At 55.7% G+C, this 21,312-nt stretch carries 17 protein-coding genes and 1 pseudogene; 3 read left to right on the top strand and 15 right to left on the bottom strand.

The window, feature by feature from the left end; translation table 11 throughout:
- The first annotated feature begins 72 nt into the window (after positions 1 to 72).
- Positions 73 to 1,224, top strand: a complete 1,152-nt coding sequence (locus tag N5J69_RS16175; protein WP_279771606.1) for a GGDEF domain-containing protein — start codon at positions 73 to 75, stop codon at positions 1,222 to 1,224.
- Here N5J69_RS16175 and ychH read toward each other — a convergent pair.
- Positions 1,221 to 1,496 (bottom strand): stress-induced protein YchH, encoded by a 276-nt coding sequence (gene ychH, locus N5J69_RS16170; protein WP_279771605.1) that lies wholly within the window; start codon positions 1,494 to 1,496, stop codon positions 1,221 to 1,223. The genes N5J69_RS16175 and ychH overlap by 4 nt on opposite strands.
- A gap of 255 nt (positions 1,497 to 1,751) precedes the next feature.
- Here ychH and pth point away from each other — a divergent pair, with 255 nt between their 5' ends.
- Both pth and ychF read left to right on the top strand, forming a co-directional pair.
- Positions 1,752 to 2,339, top strand: a complete 588-nt coding sequence (gene pth / locus N5J69_RS16165; RefSeq protein ID WP_179895957.1) for an aminoacyl-tRNA hydrolase — start codon at positions 1,752 to 1,754, stop codon at positions 2,337 to 2,339.
- A gap of 108 nt (positions 2,340 to 2,447) precedes the next feature.
- Positions 2,448 to 3,539, top strand: a complete 1,092-nt coding sequence (gene ychF, locus N5J69_RS16160) for a redox-regulated ATPase YchF (RefSeq protein ID WP_013357612.1) — start codon at positions 2,448 to 2,450, stop codon at positions 3,537 to 3,539.
- Positions 3,540 to 3,792: 253 nt separating this feature from the next.
- Here the strand turns inward: ychF and N5J69_RS16155 are convergent, their stop codons facing one another.
- From N5J69_RS16155 to N5J69_RS16090, 14 genes and pseudogenes are all read right to left on the bottom strand, one after another.
- Positions 3,793 to 4,701 (bottom strand): LysR family transcriptional regulator, encoded by a 909-nt coding sequence (locus N5J69_RS16155; RefSeq protein WP_279771604.1) that lies wholly within the window; start codon positions 4,699 to 4,701, stop codon positions 3,793 to 3,795.
- A gap of 363 nt (positions 4,702 to 5,064) precedes the next feature.
- Complete coding sequence (locus N5J69_RS16150; protein ID WP_279771603.1) at positions 5,065 to 5,886, bottom strand: M55 family metallopeptidase; 822 nt, start codon at positions 5,884 to 5,886, stop codon at positions 5,065 to 5,067.
- Positions 5,883 to 6,926: a P1 family peptidase gene (locus N5J69_RS16145; protein ID WP_279771602.1), complete on the bottom strand. Its 1,044-nt coding sequence runs from the start codon at positions 6,924 to 6,926 to the stop codon at positions 5,883 to 5,885. Before N5J69_RS16145 ends, N5J69_RS16150 begins: the two co-directional genes overlap by 4 nt.
- 2 nt (positions 6,927 to 6,928) lie before the next feature.
- Complete coding sequence (locus N5J69_RS16140) at positions 6,929 to 7,813, bottom strand: ABC transporter permease subunit (RefSeq protein WP_279771601.1); 885 nt, start codon at positions 7,811 to 7,813, stop codon at positions 6,929 to 6,931.
- Positions 7,810 to 8,742, bottom strand: coding sequence for an ABC transporter permease subunit (locus tag N5J69_RS16135; protein ID WP_279771600.1), 933 nt, complete (start codon positions 8,740 to 8,742; stop codon positions 7,810 to 7,812). The genes N5J69_RS16140 and N5J69_RS16135 overlap by 4 nt, the downstream gene beginning before the upstream one ends.
- A gap of 82 nt (positions 8,743 to 8,824) precedes the next feature.
- Positions 8,825 to 10,366, bottom strand: a pseudogene (locus tag N5J69_RS16130) (glutathione ABC transporter substrate-binding protein).
- A 22-nt stretch (positions 10,367 to 10,388) separates the two neighbouring features.
- Entirely contained in the window at positions 10,389 to 12,254 is a 1,866-nt protein-coding gene (locus N5J69_RS16125; RefSeq protein WP_279771599.1) for an ABC transporter ATP-binding protein, read from the bottom strand.
- A gap of 15 nt (positions 12,255 to 12,269) precedes the next feature.
- Positions 12,270 to 13,235 carry an N-acetyl-D-Glu racemase DgcA gene (gene dgcA, locus N5J69_RS16120; protein ID WP_279771598.1) on the bottom strand — a complete coding sequence of 322 codons (966 nt, stop codon included), beginning with the start codon at positions 13,233 to 13,235 and terminating at the stop codon, positions 12,270 to 12,272.
- A gap of 1 nt (position 13,236) precedes the next feature.
- A complete protein-coding gene (dgcN, locus tag N5J69_RS16115; RefSeq protein WP_279771597.1) occupies positions 13,237 to 14,244 on the bottom strand; it encodes an N-acetyltransferase DgcN in 1,008 nt (335 codons plus the stop codon).
- A gap of 364 nt (positions 14,245 to 14,608) precedes the next feature.
- The gene (gene tri1 / locus N5J69_RS16110; protein WP_279771596.1) at positions 14,609 to 15,694 is read right to left on the bottom strand and encodes an ADP-ribosylarginine hydrolase Tri1; all 1,086 of its coding nucleotides are present in this window, start codon (positions 15,692 to 15,694) and stop codon (positions 14,609 to 14,611) included.
- The gene (locus N5J69_RS16105) at positions 15,691 to 17,028 is read right to left on the bottom strand and encodes a PAAR domain-containing protein (RefSeq protein ID WP_279771595.1); all 1,338 of its coding nucleotides are present in this window, start codon (positions 17,026 to 17,028) and stop codon (positions 15,691 to 15,693) included. The genes tri1 and N5J69_RS16105 overlap by 4 nt, the downstream gene beginning before the upstream one ends.
- 3 nt (positions 17,029 to 17,031) lie before the next feature.
- Positions 17,032 to 17,826: a DcrB-related protein gene (locus tag N5J69_RS16100; protein WP_279771594.1), complete on the bottom strand. Its 795-nt coding sequence runs from the start codon at positions 17,824 to 17,826 to the stop codon at positions 17,032 to 17,034.
- Positions 17,827 to 17,828: 2 nt separating this feature from the next.
- Positions 17,829 to 19,778 carry a type VI secretion system tip protein TssI/VgrG gene (tssI, locus tag N5J69_RS16095; protein WP_279771593.1) on the bottom strand — a complete coding sequence of 650 codons (1,950 nt, stop codon included), beginning with the start codon at positions 19,776 to 19,778 and terminating at the stop codon, positions 17,829 to 17,831.
- Positions 19,779 to 19,794: 16 nt separating this feature from the next.
- Positions 19,795 to 21,297 (bottom strand): serine/threonine-protein kinase, encoded by a 1,503-nt coding sequence (locus N5J69_RS16090; RefSeq protein WP_279771591.1) that lies wholly within the window; start codon positions 21,295 to 21,297, stop codon positions 19,795 to 19,797.
- Positions 21,298 to 21,312 lie beyond the last annotated feature (15 nt).

Genomic DNA, 21,312 nt, shown 5'->3' with positions numbered 1-21,312 from the left:
GGCGTTCACTACTTCTGCCGTTTAGCATTAAATGGTAATTTGCAGCGCATTTATCATCAGAAGCCAGCCATCATGCGCCTCGATATTTACACATTGTTTGTCTGCGAGCTCTATGTACTGGGGTTTCTGAGCATCATTATGATTTTTGCCTGGATCGGGTCGCGCTATGACCGCATTCTTGGTTTCACCTGCCTGTCACTGATTTTTACCCTGATCGCCGTCTTCTTAAGCAGCCTGCGCAGCAGCGGCCTGCATTTCCTGCCGGTTGCAGTGGGGAATGTATTAGTGATGCTGGCTTATGGCGGATTATTAAATGCGTTCCGGCGCTTTTGCGGTAAACCCATCGGCACGCACTGGCTACTGGGTGCCCTGCTCTGGGCGCTCCTCTGCTGCTTTCCGGCGTTCTATTACAGCTTACCGAAACGCGTCCTGGTGCTCTGTCTCGCCTGCGTCGCCTACACCGCCGCGTTGATCCAGCTGGTCTGGCAGGCGCGTGACTCGCTCAAAGCCACTTTCTGGCCTGCCCAGTTGCTGTTGTGGATCCATCTGCTGTTCCATCTGGCGCGTCTGTTTCTGGATAGCGCAACGCCCAGCGCCCGTCACGGCGCGATTGGCGGGTCGGGTTTTTCGGTTTACGTCATTCTGGAATCTATTCTGTTTGTTATCGGCCTGACGTTTACCATTCTGGCCATGGTCAATGAACAGATGCAGATAGCGTTAAAACATACCTCCCTGCACGATCCCCTGACCAGCGTCTGGAATCGCCGCGCATTATTTACTGAAGCAGAGAAGATTGTGGCCCGCTGCCACCGTCAGAACCGGCCCTTCAGCGCGATACTGTTCGACCTCGATCATTTTAAAAGCATTAACGATCGGTATGGTCATCATCAGGGAGACCAGATTTTGATCCACTTTTGCGAGATTGTCAGAGAGTTAATACCGGCTGAGGGACGTTTTGCGCGACTGGGCGGAGAAGAATTTGCGGCAATCATTCCGGCCGACGCAAAGGATGCTGAGGCATGGTGTGAGGCGATACGGCTGGCAGTCTGTGCATCACAGCCCAATGAAATTGCCTATTCTGTCAGCATTGGCTTTGCCACGTCCACGCAACGCCAGCAGGATTTTGAAAATTTACTGGCGCTGGCCGATGCGGCGCTCTATCACGCGAAGGCCAGCGGCCGAAACTGCACAGCACAGCATCCGGTCCCGGCAGCCATTAATTAATGGTGGGAATCGTGCGACCGGCGGCAGCGCTTGTCGTAGTGACGCAGCCAGTAATAACGATCTTCAATCTTTTCACGTCCACTGATACGCGCACCCACCAGCCACATCAGTGCGCCGATAAAAATGCTCAAAATCGCGCCCTGCGCCAGAAACTGCGGTAAATCGAGTGTCGGCAGTTGATTCATAATTGAAAAACCAACGCCCAGCACCATTGTGACTAATCCCAGTATCATCAGACAGTTACCTGCTACACGGCAGTGTTGATGTTTCATGCTGCACCTCCATCCATATGAGTTAAAAACCGCACACAATGTTAAGTGCCATAAGTTTAGGCAATGGCTGGAGTCCACGTTGCGGGCTGGATCACACATCAGCCATAAAGAAGTTGCTGGCCCTGAATGCAGCCCGTTGATTTAGATAGAAAATGATTAATCACGGTTCTGAACCATTTCACTGCTTGTGCTTTGTCATCTCGCCTGTAGCGAAGTAAACTAACGCCCTTTCGCGATAACAGCAGGATAATCATTGTGAGCAGCATTAAACTGATTGTGGGACTGGCCAATCCGGGCGCTGAATATGCCGCCACACGCCACAATGCGGGTGCCTGGTATCTGGATCTACTGGCTGAACGCCACAATCAGTCACTGAAAGAGGAAGGCAAATTCTATGGCTATACCGCCCGTCTGGCGATAGCCGGAGAAGATGTGCGCCTGCTGGTGCCGACCACCTTTATGAACCTGAGTGGTAAAGCGGTAGCGGCGATGGCGACCTTTTATCGCATCACACCTGAAGAGATTCTGGTGGCGCACGATGAGCTTGATCTTCCACCCGGTGTGGCGAAGTTCAAGCAGGGCGGCGGGCATGGCGGTCATAACGGGCTGAAAGACATCATCAGCAAACTGGGCAACAACAACAATTTCCATCGTCTGCGCATTGGTATCGGGCATCCTGGCGATCGCAATAAGGTGACCGGCTTTGTGCTGGGTAAGCCACCCGCCAGTGAGCAGAAGCTGATTGATGATGCCATTGACGAGGCAGCGCGCTGCACCGAACTGTGGCTGAAAGAGGATCGCATCAAAGCAATGAACCGGCTGCACGCCTTCAAGCCTGCTTAAACGCCCGAATCGTCATGATTCCGTGTATAATGCGCGAAATTTTTCCATTCGTCTCCGACAGTCCGCCCTCTGGCGTGCTGTCCATCCAGTTATAAAGGGTATCAAACCATGGGATTCAAATGCGGTATCGTGGGCCTGCCGAACGTCGGTAAATCCACTCTGTTTAACGCGCTGACTAAAGCGGGCATCGAAGCGGCTAACTTCCCCTTCTGTACCATTGAGCCGAATACGGGTGTTGTGCCGATGCCTGATCTGCGTCTGGACCAGCTTTCTGAGATTGTTAAGCCGCAGCGCGTGGTGCCGACAACCATGGAATTCGTCGATATCGCGGGCCTGGTGAAAGGCGCGTCAAAAGGTGAAGGCCTGGGCAACCAGTTCCTGACCAACATCCGCGAAACCGAAGCGATCGGCCACGTGGTTCGCTGCTTTGAAAACGACAACATCATCCACGTTGCAGGTAAAGTAAACCCGGCTGAAGATATTGACGTTATCAACACCGAACTGGCACTTTCCGACCTTGAGACCTGTGAACGTGCCATTCAGCGCGTGCAGAAGAAAGCCAAAGGCGGCGACAAAGATGCCAAAGCGGAACTGGCTGCGCTGGAGAAGTGCCTGCCGCACCTCTCTGAAGCGGGCATGCTGCGTTCACTGGATCTGGATGCGGACGACAAAGCGGCCATCCGCTATCTGAGCTTCCTGACCCTGAAACCGACCATGTACATTGCTAACGTCAATGAAGATGGTTTCGAGAACAACCCGTATCTGGATCAGGTGCGTGCGATTGCCGAAGCAGAAGGTTCAGTCGTGGTGCCCGTGTGCGCCGCCGTTGAGTCGGATATTGCCGAGCTGGAAGATGAAGACCGTGAAGAGTTCATGGCGGAGCTGGGACTGGAAGAGCCGGGCCTGAACCGCGTTATCCGCGCTGGTTACTCCCTGCTGAACCTGCAGACCTACTTCACCGCTGGCGTGAAAGAAGTCCGTGCCTGGACCATCCCGGTTGGCGCGACTGCCCCGCAGGCTGCCGGTAAGATCCACACCGATTTCGAAAAAGGCTTTATCCGCGCCCAGACTATCGCGTTTGAAGACTTTATCGCCTATAAAGGCGAGCAAGGCGCGAAAGAAGCCGGCAAGATGCGTTCAGAAGGGAAAGAGTACATCGTGAAAGATGGCGATGTGATGAACTTTTTGTTTAACGTCTGATTTAATTGTTGCTTCATCCGGTTTCAGCCATCCCATAAGCTTTTACCGCCCCTTAAAACCCACGCAACTGCGTGGGTTTTTCTTTTTAATGCCGTATCAGTATTGCCTATCCGCACATTCCTGTAACGCCGGAATCAGTACCTTAAAATTTACTGTTCCAGCTCCGCTCTTTCTTCACAAAGGTCAGCAAGCGAATCTGAAACAGCCTGAGCGCCCCCTCTTCACCTGCTCTCCGCCCGCAAGCGGCGCATATTCAGCCCCCCATCAACTGCGTTTCACACTGACGTGCGATCTCCCACAGTCTGTTACGGATCACCTGCTTCAGTTGCAGAGTGGACTGCGACTGTGGCTGGTCACGACGGCTGATCAGCATTACTTCAAACGGCAGAGGTTGCGCGATGGGCAGCAGCTTTAGCTGTTCGGCATAGCGACAGGCGGTGAAGAGGTCCACGACGCCCACGCCGCCGCCTGCCAGCACCATATCGGCAATGACCGAATAGGTTTTGATCGACAACGACACGGCCGGATTCAGTTTTTTATCACGCAGCGCACGATGCAGGACACGTCCAAGGGGATCCTGCGCCTGCATCATCAGTAAATTATTGTCGCACAACCATTGCAACGTAACGGGTTCATGCCGGGGATGATGACGCGGTAACAGCGCCACCATAGAAGAGTGAAACAGAGGTTCAGCCAGAAGATCCGCATCGACCTGCTGACCAAAAACCAGCGCGAAATCGAGCTGATTCTCCAGAATCATCTGGCATAAGGTACTGAAATGCTCCGTGACCAGTTCAACACTGACGGAGGCCATCTGTTGCCGCCAGGTGACCAGCGCCGGGGCCATCACCATCTGACCAAACGCGTGAGCCGCACCGACGCGGACTAATTGCCCTTCGCCACGCCGCAGTTGTTCGGTCAGCTGGGTAATGGATTGCAGGCGCTGGCAGAGATCGTCGATTTCAGGCAGCAGGCGTCGCCCTTCTGCCGTCACGCTCATTCCCTGGATACGTCGTTCAAACAGCGCAAATCCCAGCTGCTGTTCAGCGTGATTCAGCACACGGCTGATATTCGGCTGCGACACATTCAGCAGGCGCGCCGCTGCGCTGATGCTGCCGGTCTGGACAATGGCCTGAAAGACCTCTATATGGCGAAGCCGCATGATTATTTACCCTGGGTGGAATACCGGACACGAGGCCTCTCCGACAGGCTGCACCGGCGGAGAGTGAGAGCAATGATTCCCTGCTGCAAAAACTGTACCGCAAAACCGATGCAGGCTCAGCGACCTGTCTCGCACCTGTCCGCATCCGGCAGTCCCGTCTGAAGCCTCTGCAGGGCGCGTGGCTCGCGCTGCCGTGGTGCAGCCCTGGTCAGAAGGGGGGGTTCACGGGCTGAAACCCGCAGCGATCCTGTGTCGCAAGAGGAAGGATGAGCATGTAGTTCAGGAATGTGCCTGGAGCGCGGTTTCAGCACTACAGGAAAACCTGAACGTGCTGACGCTGCAGGCAGCCCCGGGATAATGTCGCTACGACTGGGTACTCGCCAGATAGGAAAAGGCACTCAGTAAGCTGACTAACGTCTCCATCTTCTCCGCCTGATAGGCCACGGTAACGGCATCCAGGCGCGTGACGCCGGGGATCAGACTGAACAGATCGGCCAGCACCGGTTTAGTGGCCTGAAGCCGCATAGCGTAAGGTGCCGTCAGGCGGGTCGTGTTCACCTGAGGGCGATGTTGCAGCACAGCGCTTGCTGCGGCAGCTATCGCACGCTGGGCCGCCTGCGGACTGATGGATTCCGCACAGGTATGCGAAATGGCGCGTTTTACACAGACGTAATCGACCGCCGGGTAGTGCTCCGCTATCCAGCCCTGCAACTGATCGTCGCCTGTCACCAGCAGCAATGGCGTGCCCTGTTCAGCGGCGGCGGCGGCATAAATATCCGTCTCCCCCATCACCCGATCATTGATATGGATACGCCAGAATGCCCGCCCGTTGATGGTATGCGCCAGCACGCCGGATTCACCTGCGGCGCTGTGAAAACCCACCAGAAACAGTCCGTCGAATGACTGCTGTTCTATCCCCTCCACCATCGACAGGCAGCGGGGTTTGCCCTGCACCAGTCGGGCGCGGGGATCAATATTTTCCGCACGTAAATTGGTCATCTGAGCATGGCTATCGGCAACAACGACTTCTGTTGCCCCGCCTGCGAAAGCCCCCGCTATCGCGGCATTCACTTCCTGCTCCATCAGACCGCGAGCCAGCTGATGCTCCGGGTGGCCGGGCGTACACTGTTCCGGGCGCATGACCCCTGCAATACCTTCAATGTCGGCTGAAATAAAAATTTTCATGAGGTTAATCTATCCAGAATCTGCGTCAGTGTGGGTCGACAGTGACCGCGAAAGCCGGTAACAGCCTCTGCGCTCAACAAGGCATCCAGTACAGCCTGTTCGGTTGCATCTGCTGCTGCCGCCAGCAGCGGCTCCAGCGTGTCGTCCTGTGGCGGTTGCGGCAGCGGTTGCGTTGAAAACGCCACCGCAATATCGCCCGAGCCGTGACCCCAGTAACTGCCCAATCGTCCCAGACCGGCACCGGCTCGCTTCGCAATGCGCTTCAGCTGACGTGCATCCAGTGGTGCATCCGTCGCCATGATGATAATGACAGAACCGGCATCACGCTGCGGTGCTTCCCCGGCCAGCAGCGGTGCAATCATCTCACCCACCCGGACGCCATCGATCGTTAATGCCTCCAGTGCGCCGAAATTGGCCAGTACCAGCACGCCAAACATGGCGTTAAGCGAGGGAATAACCCGCGAGGCGGTGCCGATGCCCCCTTTCAGGCTGAAACAGCTCATTCCACGTCCGGCACCCACGCTGCCGCGCGCAAAATCAGCAGAGGCCGTCTGCAGCGCCGCCTGCGCCATCGCCTCACTGATGGCCAGCGCCTGAATATCATTCAGCCAGCCATCGTTGCACTCCAGCACCAGTGGGTTGACCGTGGGCAACCGTCGCCCAAGTTCCGGGTTACGATGGATGGCATCCCGCACCAGCGCGGTAAACAGCGTGCCAACCGCCAGCGTATTACTGAGCAGAATCGGCGTCTGAAGTACGCCAAGCTCCTCTATCTGAACCAGTCCGACGGGTTTCGCAAAGCCGTTCAGCACCTCAATCCCACACGGCAGCGGCGTGAGAAACAGGTTGTCGCCCGGCGGTACGATAGCGGTGACGCCCGTCTGGTTTTCGCCTTCATTCAGCGTGTAATGTCCGACACGCACACCCGCAACATCGCTGATGCGATTCGTGGGTCCGCATGCGCTTCGCGGTTGCCCGAGCTGACGCCTGTCACGCCAGCGATCCAGCAGCAGGTCGCGCTGCAGTTGTTGATAATCCATCTTCAGCCTTTGAGTTTTGGATCGAGCGTGTCACGCAGCGCATCGCCAAGCAGATTGAATGCCAGCACGGTAATAAAGATCGCCAGCCCCGGAAATACGCTCATGTGCCAGGCCCCGGCCATCATCATGCTGCGGCTCATCGCCAGAATATTACCCCATTCCGGCACGTCAGGCTCCGGACCCAGTCCGATAAAACTCAGACCTGCCGCCGTCAGAATGCTGGTGCCGATGCGCATAGTGAAATAGACAATCACGCTGGAAAGCGTGCCGGGCAGAATATGCCGCAGAATGATGACGCGGTCTGGCGCACCGGCACAGCGCACAGCTTCAACATAGGCAGCCTGCTTCAGTGAGAGCGTCGACGCCCGCACAATACGGGCAAATACCGGTACGCTGAATACCGCGACCGCAATAATGACATTATTCAGACCGGTTCCCAGCAGCGCCACTACCGCAATGGCCAGCAACATGCCGGGAAACGCGAACAAGACATCGGCACCGCGCATGATCAGCATATCGACCCAACCGCCGTAATAGCCCGCCAGTAAGCCCAGCATGACCCCGACAAGCATGCCGATCGTCACGGACAGCACGCCGATATAGAGTGAAATACGCGCGCCATAAATAATGCGACTGAGCAGGTCGCGTCCCAGCTCGTCGGTCCCCATCCAGTGTGCCGTGGAAGGCGGTGACGACAGCGCCATCCAGTCCGGCACCATGGGATCCCAGGGTGCCAGCCAGGGCGCAAAAACCGCCACCACAATCAACAGCACGACAAAGCCGCCAGAGACCAGTGCCAGAGGATTTCGCACAAAGGCATGCAGGAAGTCACGCCACGGCGAACGAATGATCTGAGGCGGGTTGTCAGTCAGCGATTGACTACTCATTTCGGCTCCTGTCGCAGACGAATGGCCGGATTAGCCACCGCGTAAAGCAAATCGACCAGCAGGTTAATCACAATAAACTCAAACACGAACAGCATCACCAGCGCCTGAATGACCGGCTGATCCTGCGCTTTGATCGACTCAATCAGTAACCAGCCTAAACCTGGCCAGTTGAAAACACTCTCCACGACGATGGATCCACCCAGCAGAAAACCGAACTGCAAACCCAGCATGGTAATCACCGGGATGAGTGCATTGCGCATCACATGTTTCCATGTCACCAGGCGGTTACGCAGCCCTTTGGCTCTGGCGGTACGCACGTAATCTTCCTGCGCCACCTCAAGGAAGGCCGATCGGGTAAAGCGCGCCATCACCGCTGCTACCGACGACCCCAGCGTAATAGCGGGCAGAACAATATCGCTGGCTTTGTTAAAGCCGCTGACCGAAAACAGCCCAAATGGCATTGCGACGAACTGGATGAGCAACAGCCCGAGCCAGAAAGCGGGCATCGAAATACCGCCCACTGCCACGCTCATCAGCGTCCAGTCCTGCCAGCGTCCCCGCTTCAGGGCCGCCATCACGCCAAATAACAAACCGAGAATAACGGACCAGGTAAAACCCGCTAAGGCGAGCCACAGCGTCGGCATGAAGCCTTCCCTGATGACCTCCCGCACCGGTTGCTGGGTGCGATAGGTGGTGCCCAAATCGCCCTGCAACAGGCTGCCGATCCAGTGGAGATACTGCTGCGGCAGCGGATCGTTAAGCCCGAGATGCTGACGTGCTGCCTCGACCGCCTCAATGGGTGCATCCGGTCCGGCATAAATGCGCGCCGGGTCGCCCGGCATGAGCTTGATAAAACCGAAAACCAGCAACGAGACCATCAGCAAAACCGGGATCATCTCCAGTAATCGTCGAAGGATGTATGCAATCATGCCATTCCCTGAAATGAGGTGTGACTGGCCTCCTCACGTCTCCGACCCGTATCGGACAGGAGACGAGAAAGAAGAAACCGTCTTATTTAAAGGACGCCTGAGTGAAGAGCAGATTGCCATCAGGCAGCATCGAAACGCCGCTCAGGGTGTTGCGCTTGCCCACCAGATTGTCTGGCGTGCCAAGGAACGCCACCGGTGCTTCTTTCCATAACACCGTCTGCGCCTGGGCATAGGCAGTGCCACGCTTTGCCGGATCGGCGGTCGCCAGCCCGGCGGCGATCGCTTTGTCTGCATCCAGGTTGCTGAAGTAAGAGACGTTGTACGAGGTCGGCACTTAGGATTCGGTGGCAAACAGCGGACGCAGTGCCCAGTCGGCATCGCCAGTGGAGGTCGACCAGCCGCCATAATAGAGGTCAAACTCCGCCATTTTCGGATCCTTGACGCCCCACAATTTAGCGTTGCGCGTGCCGGAATCCATCGGTGTTACGGTGGCGCGAATGCCCACAGTGGCCAGCTGCGCTTTCAGCACCTGCGCGGCACGGACGCTGGCTGTGGCATTGGTGACCCAGAGCTTGAGATCCAGACCATTCGGATAGCCCGCAGCTTTCAGCAACGCTTTGGCCTCATCCGGTGCATAGCGATAGTCAGGAGCGGTTTGTTTCTGATAAAACTGCACGCCTTCCGGCATCGCGGAGGTGGCTGGTTTGCCCAGACCGGCAAAGGCCACTTTCAGCCACAGATTACGGTCAATCGCATAGTTGATGGCCTGACGCACCCGCACATCGGCCAGCGGCTTGTGCTGCGTGTTGATCGCCATGTAATAGAGATAAATGCTGGGGTCGCGCTGAATCGAAAGGTGGCTGTCCTGCTTCACGGCCGCGATCAGGTCGGAAGGCAACGGCCAGATGGCATCCACCTGCCCCGATTTTAATGCGGCGACGCGGGTCGCATCTTCCGGACTCGGCGAGAAGATCACCTTGTCGACTTTCGGCCAGCCCTGCTGCCAGTAACCGTCATACTTCGCCAGCGTGACCGCTTTGCCCGGTGTCCAGTTGACGAATTTAAACGGACCGGTTCCCACCGGATGCAGCCGCAACTGCGCTTCATCCGGATATTGCTTGAGAACTGACGGGCTCCACATCACTGCTGAAGGATGCGCCAGCGTGTTGATAAAAGCCCCGAACGACTGATTGAGGTCGATTTTTACCTGGTCGGGTGCCAGCACCGTGACCTTATCAATCATTTTGTAGAGGCTGTTACGCTTCAGCCCCTTTTTCTGGTCAGCCAGGCGATCAAGGTTGGCTTTAACAGCCTCTGCATTAAACGGGGTACCGTCCTGAAAAGTAACGCCTTTGCGCAGCGTCAGCGTAAATTCAGTGGCACTCTCATTGGAGGTATAACCGGTCGCCAGCCAGGGCTGCAGCTTCATCTGAGGATCAAACTGGAACAGGCGCTCAAAGATGCCGCTCTGCACCGAGTAGCTGACATTATCCGAGGTATCGTGCGGATCCAGTCCCGTAATATCGGCATACATTGAAATGCGCAGATCCTGTGCCTGCACAGTCATCACCAGCGTCGTCGTCAATGCGAGAGCCAGCGAGGTACGGCGAAACAGCGTTTTCATAAAATCTCCTGGTCGTTGAGGATTACTGCAATGCAATGCCGTCAGCGACCCAGTGCTGGGGCGCAACCTGGCGATAACGGGGTTTAGTGACCGTTTCGCCCACCTTACGCAACGGCGAAGGAATTTCGCTGTCATCGAAAAGACGGGGCTGACGGTTCTCAGGGTCGGCGACCGGCACGGAGGCCAGCAGACGCTGGGTATAGGGATGTTGCGGCTGATTAAAGACCGACTGGCGCGGACCAAGCTCCACGATCTGGCCGAGGTACATCACCGCGACGCGATTCGCAATCCGCTCGACGACCGCCATATCGTGAGAAATGAAGATCCATGCCACGCCCGTCTGCTGCTGCAGGTCCATCATCAGATTCACCACCTGCGCCTGAATCGAGACATCAAGGGCCGATACCGCCTCATCCGCAATAATCACTTTCGGTTTCAGCGCCATGGCGCGGGCGATGGCAATACGCTGACGCTGACCGCCAGAAAATTCGTGCGGATAACGACGCGCGTGCTCCGGCAGGAGACCGACGCTCTTGAGCAGCGCATCGATCTGTGGGGAAGCCTGTTCAAGCGAAGAGACCATGCCATGTAACAGCAGTGGCTCGGCAATGGTGAACCCTACTGTCAGGCGGGGATTCAGTGACGCATAGGGATCCTGAAACACCATCTGGATTTCACGGCGCAGCGGCTGGAATGCTGTCTCCTTGAGGTCAGAGATTTCCTTTCCTTCAAAATGAATGCTTTCCGCGTCACTGTTGATGAGTCGCATCAGTGCCCGTCCGGTTGTCGATTTGCCGCAGCCGCTTTCACCCACGATGGCCAGGGTTTCACCCGGCCACAGCGTGAAATCAATCTGCTCCACCGCATGCACATGATGCGTGAGGCCCGATAAGATGCCGCTGCGAATCGGGTAATAGACTTTCAACCCGCGCACATCCAGCAGCGGCGCCTCGTCATAGCGAGCCGTTTGCTGTTCGCTTTGCGCAGCGTCCGGCGCACCAGGCAGGGAAAAGCGCTGCGGCCACGCGTGTTCCCGCATATCGCCGAGTCGGGGTACGGCCGCCAGTAACGCTCTGGTATAAGCGTGCTGCGGGGCAGCAAAAATCTCAGACACGGTTCCCTGCTCGACCACTTCGCCACGCAGCATAACCACGACGCGATCGGCGATTTCCGCGACCACACCCATATCATGGGTAATAAACAGCACCGCCATCTGTTTCTCGCGTTGCAGGTCACGCAGAATATGCAGAATGCGCGCCTGCACGGTGACATCCAGCGCAGTGGTAGGCTCGTCGGCAATCAGAAGTTGCGGATCACAGGCCAGCGCCTGCGCAATCATCACACGCTGCCGCATGCCGCCGGACAGCGAGTGCGGATAGCTTTTCATCACGCGATCCACATCCGCGATACGTACCTGTCGCAGCAGTTCACGCACCCGCGCATGGGCCTGTTTTCTGTCACACTGCTGATGATCGCGTAATGCCTCGGTGAGTTGATCGTCAATACGCAAGACCGGATTCAGCGAGGTCATCGGCTCCTGAAAGATCATCGCCATTTCATTGCCACGCAACGTGCGGCGCTGTGCTTCATTCAGGGTTTCTAACGCGTGCAGGTTTCCGCTGCGATCGCGAAACTGCATGCTGCCGCGATCGACACGGCCGTTGCTGGCCAGCAGGCCCATCACCGCCAGCGACGTGACCGATTTACCGGAGCCGCTTTCACCCACTACGGCGACAATTTCACCCGGATTAATGGCAAAACTGATGCCTTTGAGTGCCTGATTCTCACCGCTGCGTCCACGGAATGAGACGCTGAGATCCTGAATCGCCAGCACCGGGGATGGCGAGCCAGTGTGGGATGCAGGAGAAGTAAGTTGTGTGTCCGTCATCGTCGCCTCGAAGCGTTATAGCCAGATACGGCCCTGGGAGTAGCTCAGGAAAGGAGAACTGTCGGCGGCAAGCCAGATGGGCCCATCCAGATCGACGAACTCCGCGTTAACCGCGACAGGCAATGCGGCCTCCATCGCCAGTGACGAGCCCAGCATGCAACCGACCATGATGCGCATATTGCGCGTCCGGGCTTCCTCCACCATCGCCAGCGCTTCCGTCAGGCCACCGCACTTATCCAGTTTGATGTTGATCATCTCGTAGCGATCGCGTAATCCGGCAATGTCCGCCCGCGTATGGCAACTCTCATCAGCACAGACCGGAATGGGATGTTTAAAACGCTGCAAATCATGATCCTGTCCGGCGGGAAGGGGTTGCTCAACCATCGCGATATTGAAGGCCTTCAGTGCCACCAGCAGGCTTTCCAGTTCCAGCCCCGACCAGGCTTCATTGGCATCAATGATGAGCGTGGCTCGCGGTGCCGCTGCACGAATCGCCGCCACCTTTTCCAGAATCTCACTGCGATCGAGCTTAATTTTGAGCAGGATGGCACCGCGTGAGACGGCATCCGCCGCCGCCAGAGCCATCAATTCCTGCGTATCGAGGCTAAGGGTTTCTGCGGTAATGACCGACGCTGGCTGAGCACACTGGCTCTTTTGCCACAGGGTCTGATGGGCCCGTGCGGCGTCAAGTCGCCATAGCGCACAGTCCAGCACATTGCGGGCTGAACCGGCTGGTAACCGGTGTTGCAGATCGTGACGGCTCAGGCCAGACTCCACGTCAGTACGCACGGCTTCGAGCACAGACTGAACGCTGTCGGGCGTCTCATCGTAGCGGGCCGTCGGGGTACATTCGCCCTGCCCGATAAACCCGTTTTGTTCCAGCGTGACCCGGATGACCGTCACGGCGATGCGGGTACCGCGTGCGATAGCAAAGGGTCGCGCCAGTGGCAGCTCCACCACCTCAATCTGCAACTGTCTCATTTCAGCCACGCTCCTGAAGCAGTGCGGCAATCTCATCAATACCAAAACGCACAGGATCAGTGGCCGGTAAGCCGAACTCAGCGCGGATTTCTGCGCAATAAGCGAGCGCCTCTTCTTCACTGTAACGGGAGGTGTTAATAGCAAAGCCAGCCAGCTGAACCGACTCACTGGTCACCTGCGCGGCACGCAGATTGGCTTCAACGCACGCCTGCAGGCTGACCATCGGCTGGTGCGGCAGATGACGCATATGGGGGCGTCCCATTTCATGGCACATGACCAGCCAGTGTGGTTGCGCACCGTGCATCAGCCCCATACTGACGCCCGCATAAGAGGGATGAAACAGCGAGCCCTGACCCTCGACGATATCCCAGTGATCCGCGTCATTCGCCGGTGACAGCGCTTCTGCGGCACCGGCAATAAAATCCGCGATGACCGCATCCACGGCAATGCCCTCTCCGGCGACCAGAATGCCGGTCTGCCCGGTGGCACGAAAATCAGCTTTCATGCCGCGCGCACGCATCGCCGCTTCCAGCGCCAGTGAGGTGTACATCTTACCCACTGAGCAGTCCGTACCGACGGTCAGGATGCGCTTACCTGAACGCTTCTTACCGCTGCCAACATTAAGCGCCGGACGCATATGACGCAGGTCAAACAGCTCAACGCCCGAGGCCTGTGCAAGCGCGACCAGTTCCGGCTCGTCTGCCAGTCGATGGTGCAGGCCACTGGCAACATTCATGCCTGCTTTGATGGCACTTTTGATGGTTTCCAGCCAGTGCGCTGGCAGATAGCCGCCGGCATTGGCCGTGCCCAGCACCAGCGTTTTCGCGCCGCGCGCTATGGCACCGGGAATGTCCAGTTCATCGAGACCCAGACTGACCGTGCAGCCCGGCAGTTTAATTTCGCCAACGCACTGCTCCGGCCGCCAGATATGAACACCGCGCGCTGTTTTTGCCGCAAGGGGATCGGTAACATCGCCAAGAAAGAGTAAATAAGGTTGTGGGATTAGCATGTTGTCTCTCGTTTCAGCCAGAATATCAGGTTCTGAAACCACTATTTCATGCGTTCTGAAAGGTGACGAATGCTTGTTTAGCAGGAGGGTATAACGGCAGGTTATGGTCAGAGGTAATAGTGATGATGGGTGGGTGTTTCAGGGGGTTTGGGACAGGGAATGGAGTAAAAGTAGGGGTGGGTCATAGGAAAAAGATTGTGTTCGGGCAGGAGGGAGGCGTGTGTAATCAGGTGGACAGAGAAATAATGGCTTACGGAGTATTCAACGCCAGGCCGCTGGCGAGAACATTCATGACGAATGCCAGCGACCCTGTCGGGTTATATCAGCGCGACAAAACCCCTACCTGAAATACAGGTTGTCGACATCAATCAGTTTCTTCAGGCGCAAGCTTAAACAGCTCTTCTGCCATTGAAAGAATTCTGTCTTTATCGACTATTTTATCTACCCACTCTGCAGGAATGCCTGACAGTCCATACAATGCGCCCGCTAACTGACCTGCGGTGGCTGCCACGCTATCAGCGTCATCAGCAAGATTTGCCGCCAGTAAAATGGCATCTTTGAAATTGTCTGTATGCCAGACTGCCCATAATGCGGCCTCAAGAGTGTCAATGACATAACCAGAAGAGCGGATTTGATCACGATGCTTTTCTTTATATTCACCGGCATTGATGATCAGAAGTCTTACCATTAGAGACATTTTATGAGGCGCGAAGGCTTCATTTTTCCCATAACCATTTAATAGATAGTGTAAGATGGAATTTAAATACTGACAGCTATTTATTGACTCTGGGGCTCGATGTGTTGCTGTACTCTGACTTTTGGCATCACGCCAGCCATCAATGAATGATTTTCGCCTAAAAATTGCTACAGGTGCATGACGAATCAATGAGGCGTTTCCTGCCGTATCAGGGGCGGTGTTACCTATCCAATCAGTACCATGTTTAATCACTTGTTCAAGAGCATAGCGGGTCGCATTACCGATATCGAAACAAACTCCATTAGAACTATTATGACCTGATTTATACCAACTTATTAATTTCCTTCTGAATAATTGCGTATCACAAAATCTATTTTCAATGTAGGTTTCTGCCAGACAGAGAGCCATTGAAGTATCATCGGTCCATTCACCAGCCTTGAGATTGAAAGGACCACCACCAACCATATCATTTATGTGGAAATTATCGCGAGATTGAAATTCTAACGTTGTACCTACTGCATCGCCTACAGCAAGTCCAAGAAGTAAGCCTTTAGCTTTATCTAATGCATGAGCGTCAGTGATTCGCTGGTTGAGTGAATACATCCACTCAGGTTTTTCTGGTTTTGCATCAGGCATAGGCTGCGGGTCGTAAGCCATCCTGTTTCTAAGTTGAGGCGAAAGCTCAGGAAGTAGATGCGCATATTTCCTGGCGTAAATATTAAGATCAAAATCCGGCAATCTTAGGTCAATCATAGAACCTCCTCATAATTCAAAATCACTTTCCCATCAGAATCAACACGATCAATCACCTTGAACTTTGTTCCTGGTGGATATAAAACTTCTGCCTCATTAGGAAATTCAGAAAGGAAGCTTATATCTTTTCCTGAAACACCTTTTACGTTAATTGATATCGATCCCATAAAAGGCTCCTTCGCCGAAGTGCTCATAAATCCAGCATCAGAGACAACATTGCCAATCTGATTTTTATTAAGGACTGATTCAGGCAAAGAGAAAATACCTCTTTTTGTTTCTGCAGTATATGCTGGCAAACGCTGTAACCCTTCAGTAGCATGGGCTGCGAAAGCTTCTAATTGAGGGGTTAACTCAGCTGTTCCCCTTAGTGCTGGATTTATAGCCGAATACCCCTCATTGGTAGTATAACCATATAAGGCGCCAATTTGGTCATCAGTCAGGACTTTTGAAGTTTCAATATCGTTTTTTATTGCATTTGAACGTCCTTCACTAATCCAACGTTCAGCAGTGCTTTTACCAACAGCCTCAGACAAAGGCATTTTCGGAACAACAGGTTCAGCAACAACTTCAGGTACCACCTCAACGTTCTCACCCGTTTTGACAGCACGCCAGTCATCAAATTTCATGCCCCCTTTGCCACCCAATGCCCCACCGGCAAAACTGCCTGCCAGCATAGACCATTTTTGTCCGTCAGAGCCTTCCCCGAACAGTCTGCCACCGACCCAATTGCCAGCGTAACCGCCGCCCATTGCGCCTGCTAACCCTAACAGCGCAATAGCAGGTGAAGCCAGTACCGCAACGGCTGCAGTGCCGACTCCCATCATTAACCAGTTTACCCAGCCGGGGATTTCGGGGTTGATATCGTCAGTCTGAAGTTTGCCGCCGCCAATAAACACATTGGTGGAACCGCCAGATATCTCCGCACTGCAGGTCAAACGGTCTCCAATCCGGGCGGCAGGAAAGTTGTTAATAAAAACCTTATCTGAACCTTCAGCAACCCGTTGCGATGAACCGCTGTGCTCATCACAGTCGCCTTTAGACAAATGTGCCCGTATTGCTGCTCTGTTGTTAGTGAAAACATTCGGCGAGCCGGACAAGAGCTTGCCCGTATTATGTCGCGGGGCCCACGACATGCTTCCAAGCACTTCTCCCACCCCTCCGGCCGCACAGGCACCGGCTGCCGCCGCTGATACTGCAACCAGAGCGGCTCCACCGGTAACAACAACGGCTGCTGCACCTAATATGGCACCGCCAATCAAACCGGCGATCATCCAGCCTTTGGAAGCAGTATGGGCTATCTCGTCTTGCTCTCTGGCAGCATTGAATTCAGCCATGATTTATACATCCTTATGTCTCTGAAGAAACGCAAGGATTTGTTGTTCGCTGGCGAGATCTGCTGGTCCTTTAAACGCTTTTGCCATACCCAGAATATCTCTTAAAGATGAGTTTTTTCTGCGTGGTGATGTCCATAATGCATAGCGTAATGGTTCTTCATTATTTAAGGCGGCGATATGTAATGGGCTTCCCGCTGAGTCAAAGAACAAATAACTGCCATTCAGTGCTCTTTTCAAATCAACATTCTGATAAAGTATTGTCACCGTTTCATGTGCAGTAAGCACTTTGGTGTCATTATCAAAAGAAAAGAAGACTCCTGATGAATCTGCTGCGACCGGCATCGGCTCATCATCACACTTGAGAGAATTAAATTTTATACTGCCAATGATCTCCTGATATTGCTTAGTATAGTAATCATTAAACCGACCCGGGCACGTTCCAATATAGCAGACGATTTTCTTGCCCCCAGCGTCATCATCAAATAAAACAATGGATTGTTTTTGCCAGATCTCAACACCGTCATTTTCAAAATGATAAAAAAGCTCAACTGAAGGCAGGTTATCTATTTCGATCAGTTGTGATGTTACACTCACGAAAGCAGGAACAGTGACACTCATTTCATTGATAATTCTCGCAGCTACTTTTTGAACTGTATCGTCATGGAAAGCAGATGCACGAGACACCACAAAGGTAAATTCACTCGCATTATTTTCGCTGAGCGTAAACAGATTCATCGTTCTGTCTTTGAATATATCAGGTAATTCAATTGACGCTTCCTGGAGAGTATAAGTAGCCATATTTATCCTTTGCTATCTTTTGTTGATGATGAGAAGTAGTTTTCGATTTCACTTTTTATTTTATTTTTATGCCCACTACCCGGTGCAATTGTTGCAGCACTACCGCCTGCAGGATTTAAGTGCAGTTCACCACCTTTGGTATTAATTTCCCCATTACCATTGACGGTAATATTGAAGTTTTTACCAATAAAATTAATCTCACCTTCTTTAGTTAACTCAATAGCACTGAGACCACATTCAATTCTTACGGTATCTCCGGCCGCAATTGTGTATGAAGCAAAAGCCTGTTCAGTACGGTTACCCGTTGTGAGCGTTTTACTGTTTCCCTGTGTGCCAAGAGTATGGTCGCCTTCTACCCGAGTCTCATTATCAGCACCCACTGAAACCGTCCTGTTGTTCAGAACACTATGTGACTCATCATTTTTAACATGCGTATCCATGTTCTTCTGCGCCTGAATCCACAAGTGTTCCTCACCCGCCTTATCCTCAAACCTCAGCGCGTTCGCAGTATCCGCCGTGCCATCCTTCGATCGGCTCAGAAAACCCATCTGCGTCGCCGCAGCAGGCAGCGCCCACGGCGGCATGCTCGCCTCGTTGTACACCCGGCCGATGATCAGCGGACGATCCGGGTCGCCATTAATAAAGTCCACCACCACTTCGTCGTTAACGCGCGGGATCTGCACGCCGCCGAACCCCTGACCCGCCCACGCGCTGGAGACGCGCACCCAGCAGGAGCTGGTGTCGTCGCCCTTCGCCAGCCGGTCCCAGTGAAACTTCACCTTCACCCGCCCGTAGCGGTCGGTCCAGATAGACTCGCCTTTCGGCCCCACCACCTTCGCGGTCTGCGGGCCGTGCGTTTTCGGCCACGGCGTCTCCGGTGGCGTGCGCCAGGTCACCGACGACGGCAGCACCGTGAAGTCGATGTTGTGACGGCTCTCGCCGCTGTCGCCGCTGGCGTAGGGGTTCTCGGCGAAGTCATAGGTCGCCGACGTCACCAGATACTCGCCGTTGTCGCTGAAGTGCGGCGCGTTGATGATGGCGAAGGTAAAGCCCGGCGCGATGCCGGTGGCCGTGCCCGACCCGCTGACACGGTGGTGCTCCGCCTGCCACACCTGCTGGCGGATGCGCGCATAGGACTCGCCGTGGCTGTGGTCGACAAAATGCCCCGGCCAGTCGTAAACGTCCACCGAGCCCGGCACCGGCGACGCCGGGTTCTGCCGCGCCTGCAGCATCCACGCGTTCGGCTTGCGGAAGTCGTAGTCGTCGGTGCTGTAGATGCCCGGCGTCACGCTCTCCGCCAGCGACCACTGGCTGATGCCCTCTTCCGTGACCACGCCGCCCGACGGCGTGACGTGATAGGCGATGGTCTCATAGCCCGGAAACGCCTGATGCTGGTCCGGCGCGTCGCACAGCACCAGCGTGTGTTTGTCCGCCTCGTGGCGGAAGAAGTAGTACATCCCCTCCAGCTCCATCAGGCGGCTGATGAAGTCCAGGCTGCTCTCCTGATACTGCACGCAGTACTCCCACACCCGGTAGTTGCCCGCCAGGCGCGTCTCAACGTTGACCGCGTACTCCTTCAGCAGCGTCTGCACAATCTGCGGCACCGTCTGGCTCTGGAAGATGCGCAGGTTGCGGTCGCGCTTCATGGGCCACAGGTCCGGCTCCACCGTCAGCTGGTAGCACGCGTAGCGGGTGCCGCTCAGCTCCTGGCTGCGCACCGCCACCCGGGTGATTTTGCCGTTGAGGTAGCGCGGGCTCAGCGCGTTCAGCAGGCCGTCGGTCGGCAGCGTAAACGTCACCGGCTGGCCCAGCAGGGCGTGACGGTCGATGCGCGCGTCGGTGGAGAGCAGCTCAGCGGTGAGCACAAACGGACGGGACAGCGTCTCGCTGCCCGTGAGCGTATGGAACAGCAGGCCGTCCGCCGGCAGCTGTGCAGTAATGCGTGAGAACATAAGTAATCCCTGACTATTAACTGTGTGGATCGAGCAACCAGACGCCTTCTTCGCTGATGGTCAGCGTCTGCTGGCGGGTGCCGCTCTGGCCGCTGATGGCAAAGGTGTAGTTACCCGGTGCCAGCTGCAGCGTGGCGAAGCCATTCACCGCCGGGACCAGCGCCTGCGGCTGGCCGTTTACCTGAACGCGTTCACCCTGCTGAAGACGGATGTAGACCTGGGCGACCGGCGCGGGTGGCGGTGCCGGTTGCGGATCGGGTTCACGTGCTGCGGTCTGTTCGGGCTCAGCAGTCTGAGCCGGCGCGCGGGCAACCGTCTCTGCCGGGGCGTCAGCCTGCGTCGGTGGCGCAGCCACCGGCGGGTTAACCGGCGCGACGGTGGCGGCAGGCGCGCTGTTTTGCGCAGTCTCAGCCGGTGCCGTCTGTTCATCACCACGCGACATCAGCAGACCGGCGCACAGGCCGACCAGCACGCCTGCGGCCACCAGGCCCGGCAGCGCAAAGCGGTGTCCCAGCAGCGTTTTCAGCGGTGAGGCGGGCGGGATGACCGCCTCCTCTTCAATCGGCACCAGCATGGTGCCCGGCCCGCTCATTTTTGCGCTAAGCAGGGGTTCAGGCTCGCGCTCCGGCAGCGCCATCAGCGCCGCAAAATCATCAATGCTCTGCGGGCGAGCTTCCGGCTTCAGCGCCAGCGCACGATCAACGGCGCTGAGCAGCGCGGTGGAGTAGCCCGCCAGACGACGCTGCTCCAGCGGCTGATAGTTATCTTCAATGCTGCGCACCACGCTCACCGGCGGCGGCGCACCGGTAATCAGCGTATGCAGCACCGCGCCCAGCGCGTAGATATCGGTCCATGCGCCCTGCTCGCTCTCATCGTTGTCGCTGTACTGCTCAATCGGCGCATAGCCGGGACGCAGCATGGTCTCGCTCTCATCCGACAGGTTGCCGATGGTTTTACGCGCCGAGCCGAAGTCCAGCAGGATCGGCTCGCCACTGCTCTGGATCTGGATGTTATCCAGCGAGATATCGCGGTGCAGATAACCCGCCTCATGGATGGTCTTAATCGCCCCCAGCAGCGGCGGCAGCAGGCGGCGAATCCAGGTTTCATTTACCGACTGCGGATTACGTTCGCGGAAGCTGGAAAGCGTGGTGCCGCTGTAAAATACGGTGCCCATATAGGCGGTGTCGTTCTGCACCCAAAAACGCAGCACGTGCAGCAGGTTCGGATGATTGAAACGCGCCAGCAGCCGCGCCTCCTGAATAAAGCTGTTCAGTCCGGCGTGAAAGGTTTTGCTGAACCGCTCGCTGCGCAGCACCAGGTTAAGGTCATCGCTGCGCACCGCCAGCGAGGCGGGCATAAACTCTTTGATGGCGATATCCCGCTCCAGCTGGTGATCCCAGGCGCGATAGACGATGCCAAAGCCGCCACCGCCGATGACCTCTTTGATTTCAAATTCATTGAAGCGGTAACCCAGCGGCAGGGCATTGGGGACATTCAGGGGTTGATCATGTTCCGACATTTTCGAAAACTCTCT

The organism is Pantoea sp. GD03673, assembly GCF_029844725.1.
In the GTDB taxonomy this organism is placed as follows: domain Bacteria; phylum Pseudomonadota; class Gammaproteobacteria; order Enterobacterales; family Enterobacteriaceae; genus Pantoea.
This window is presented reverse-complemented; position numbering and strand designations above follow the sequence as displayed.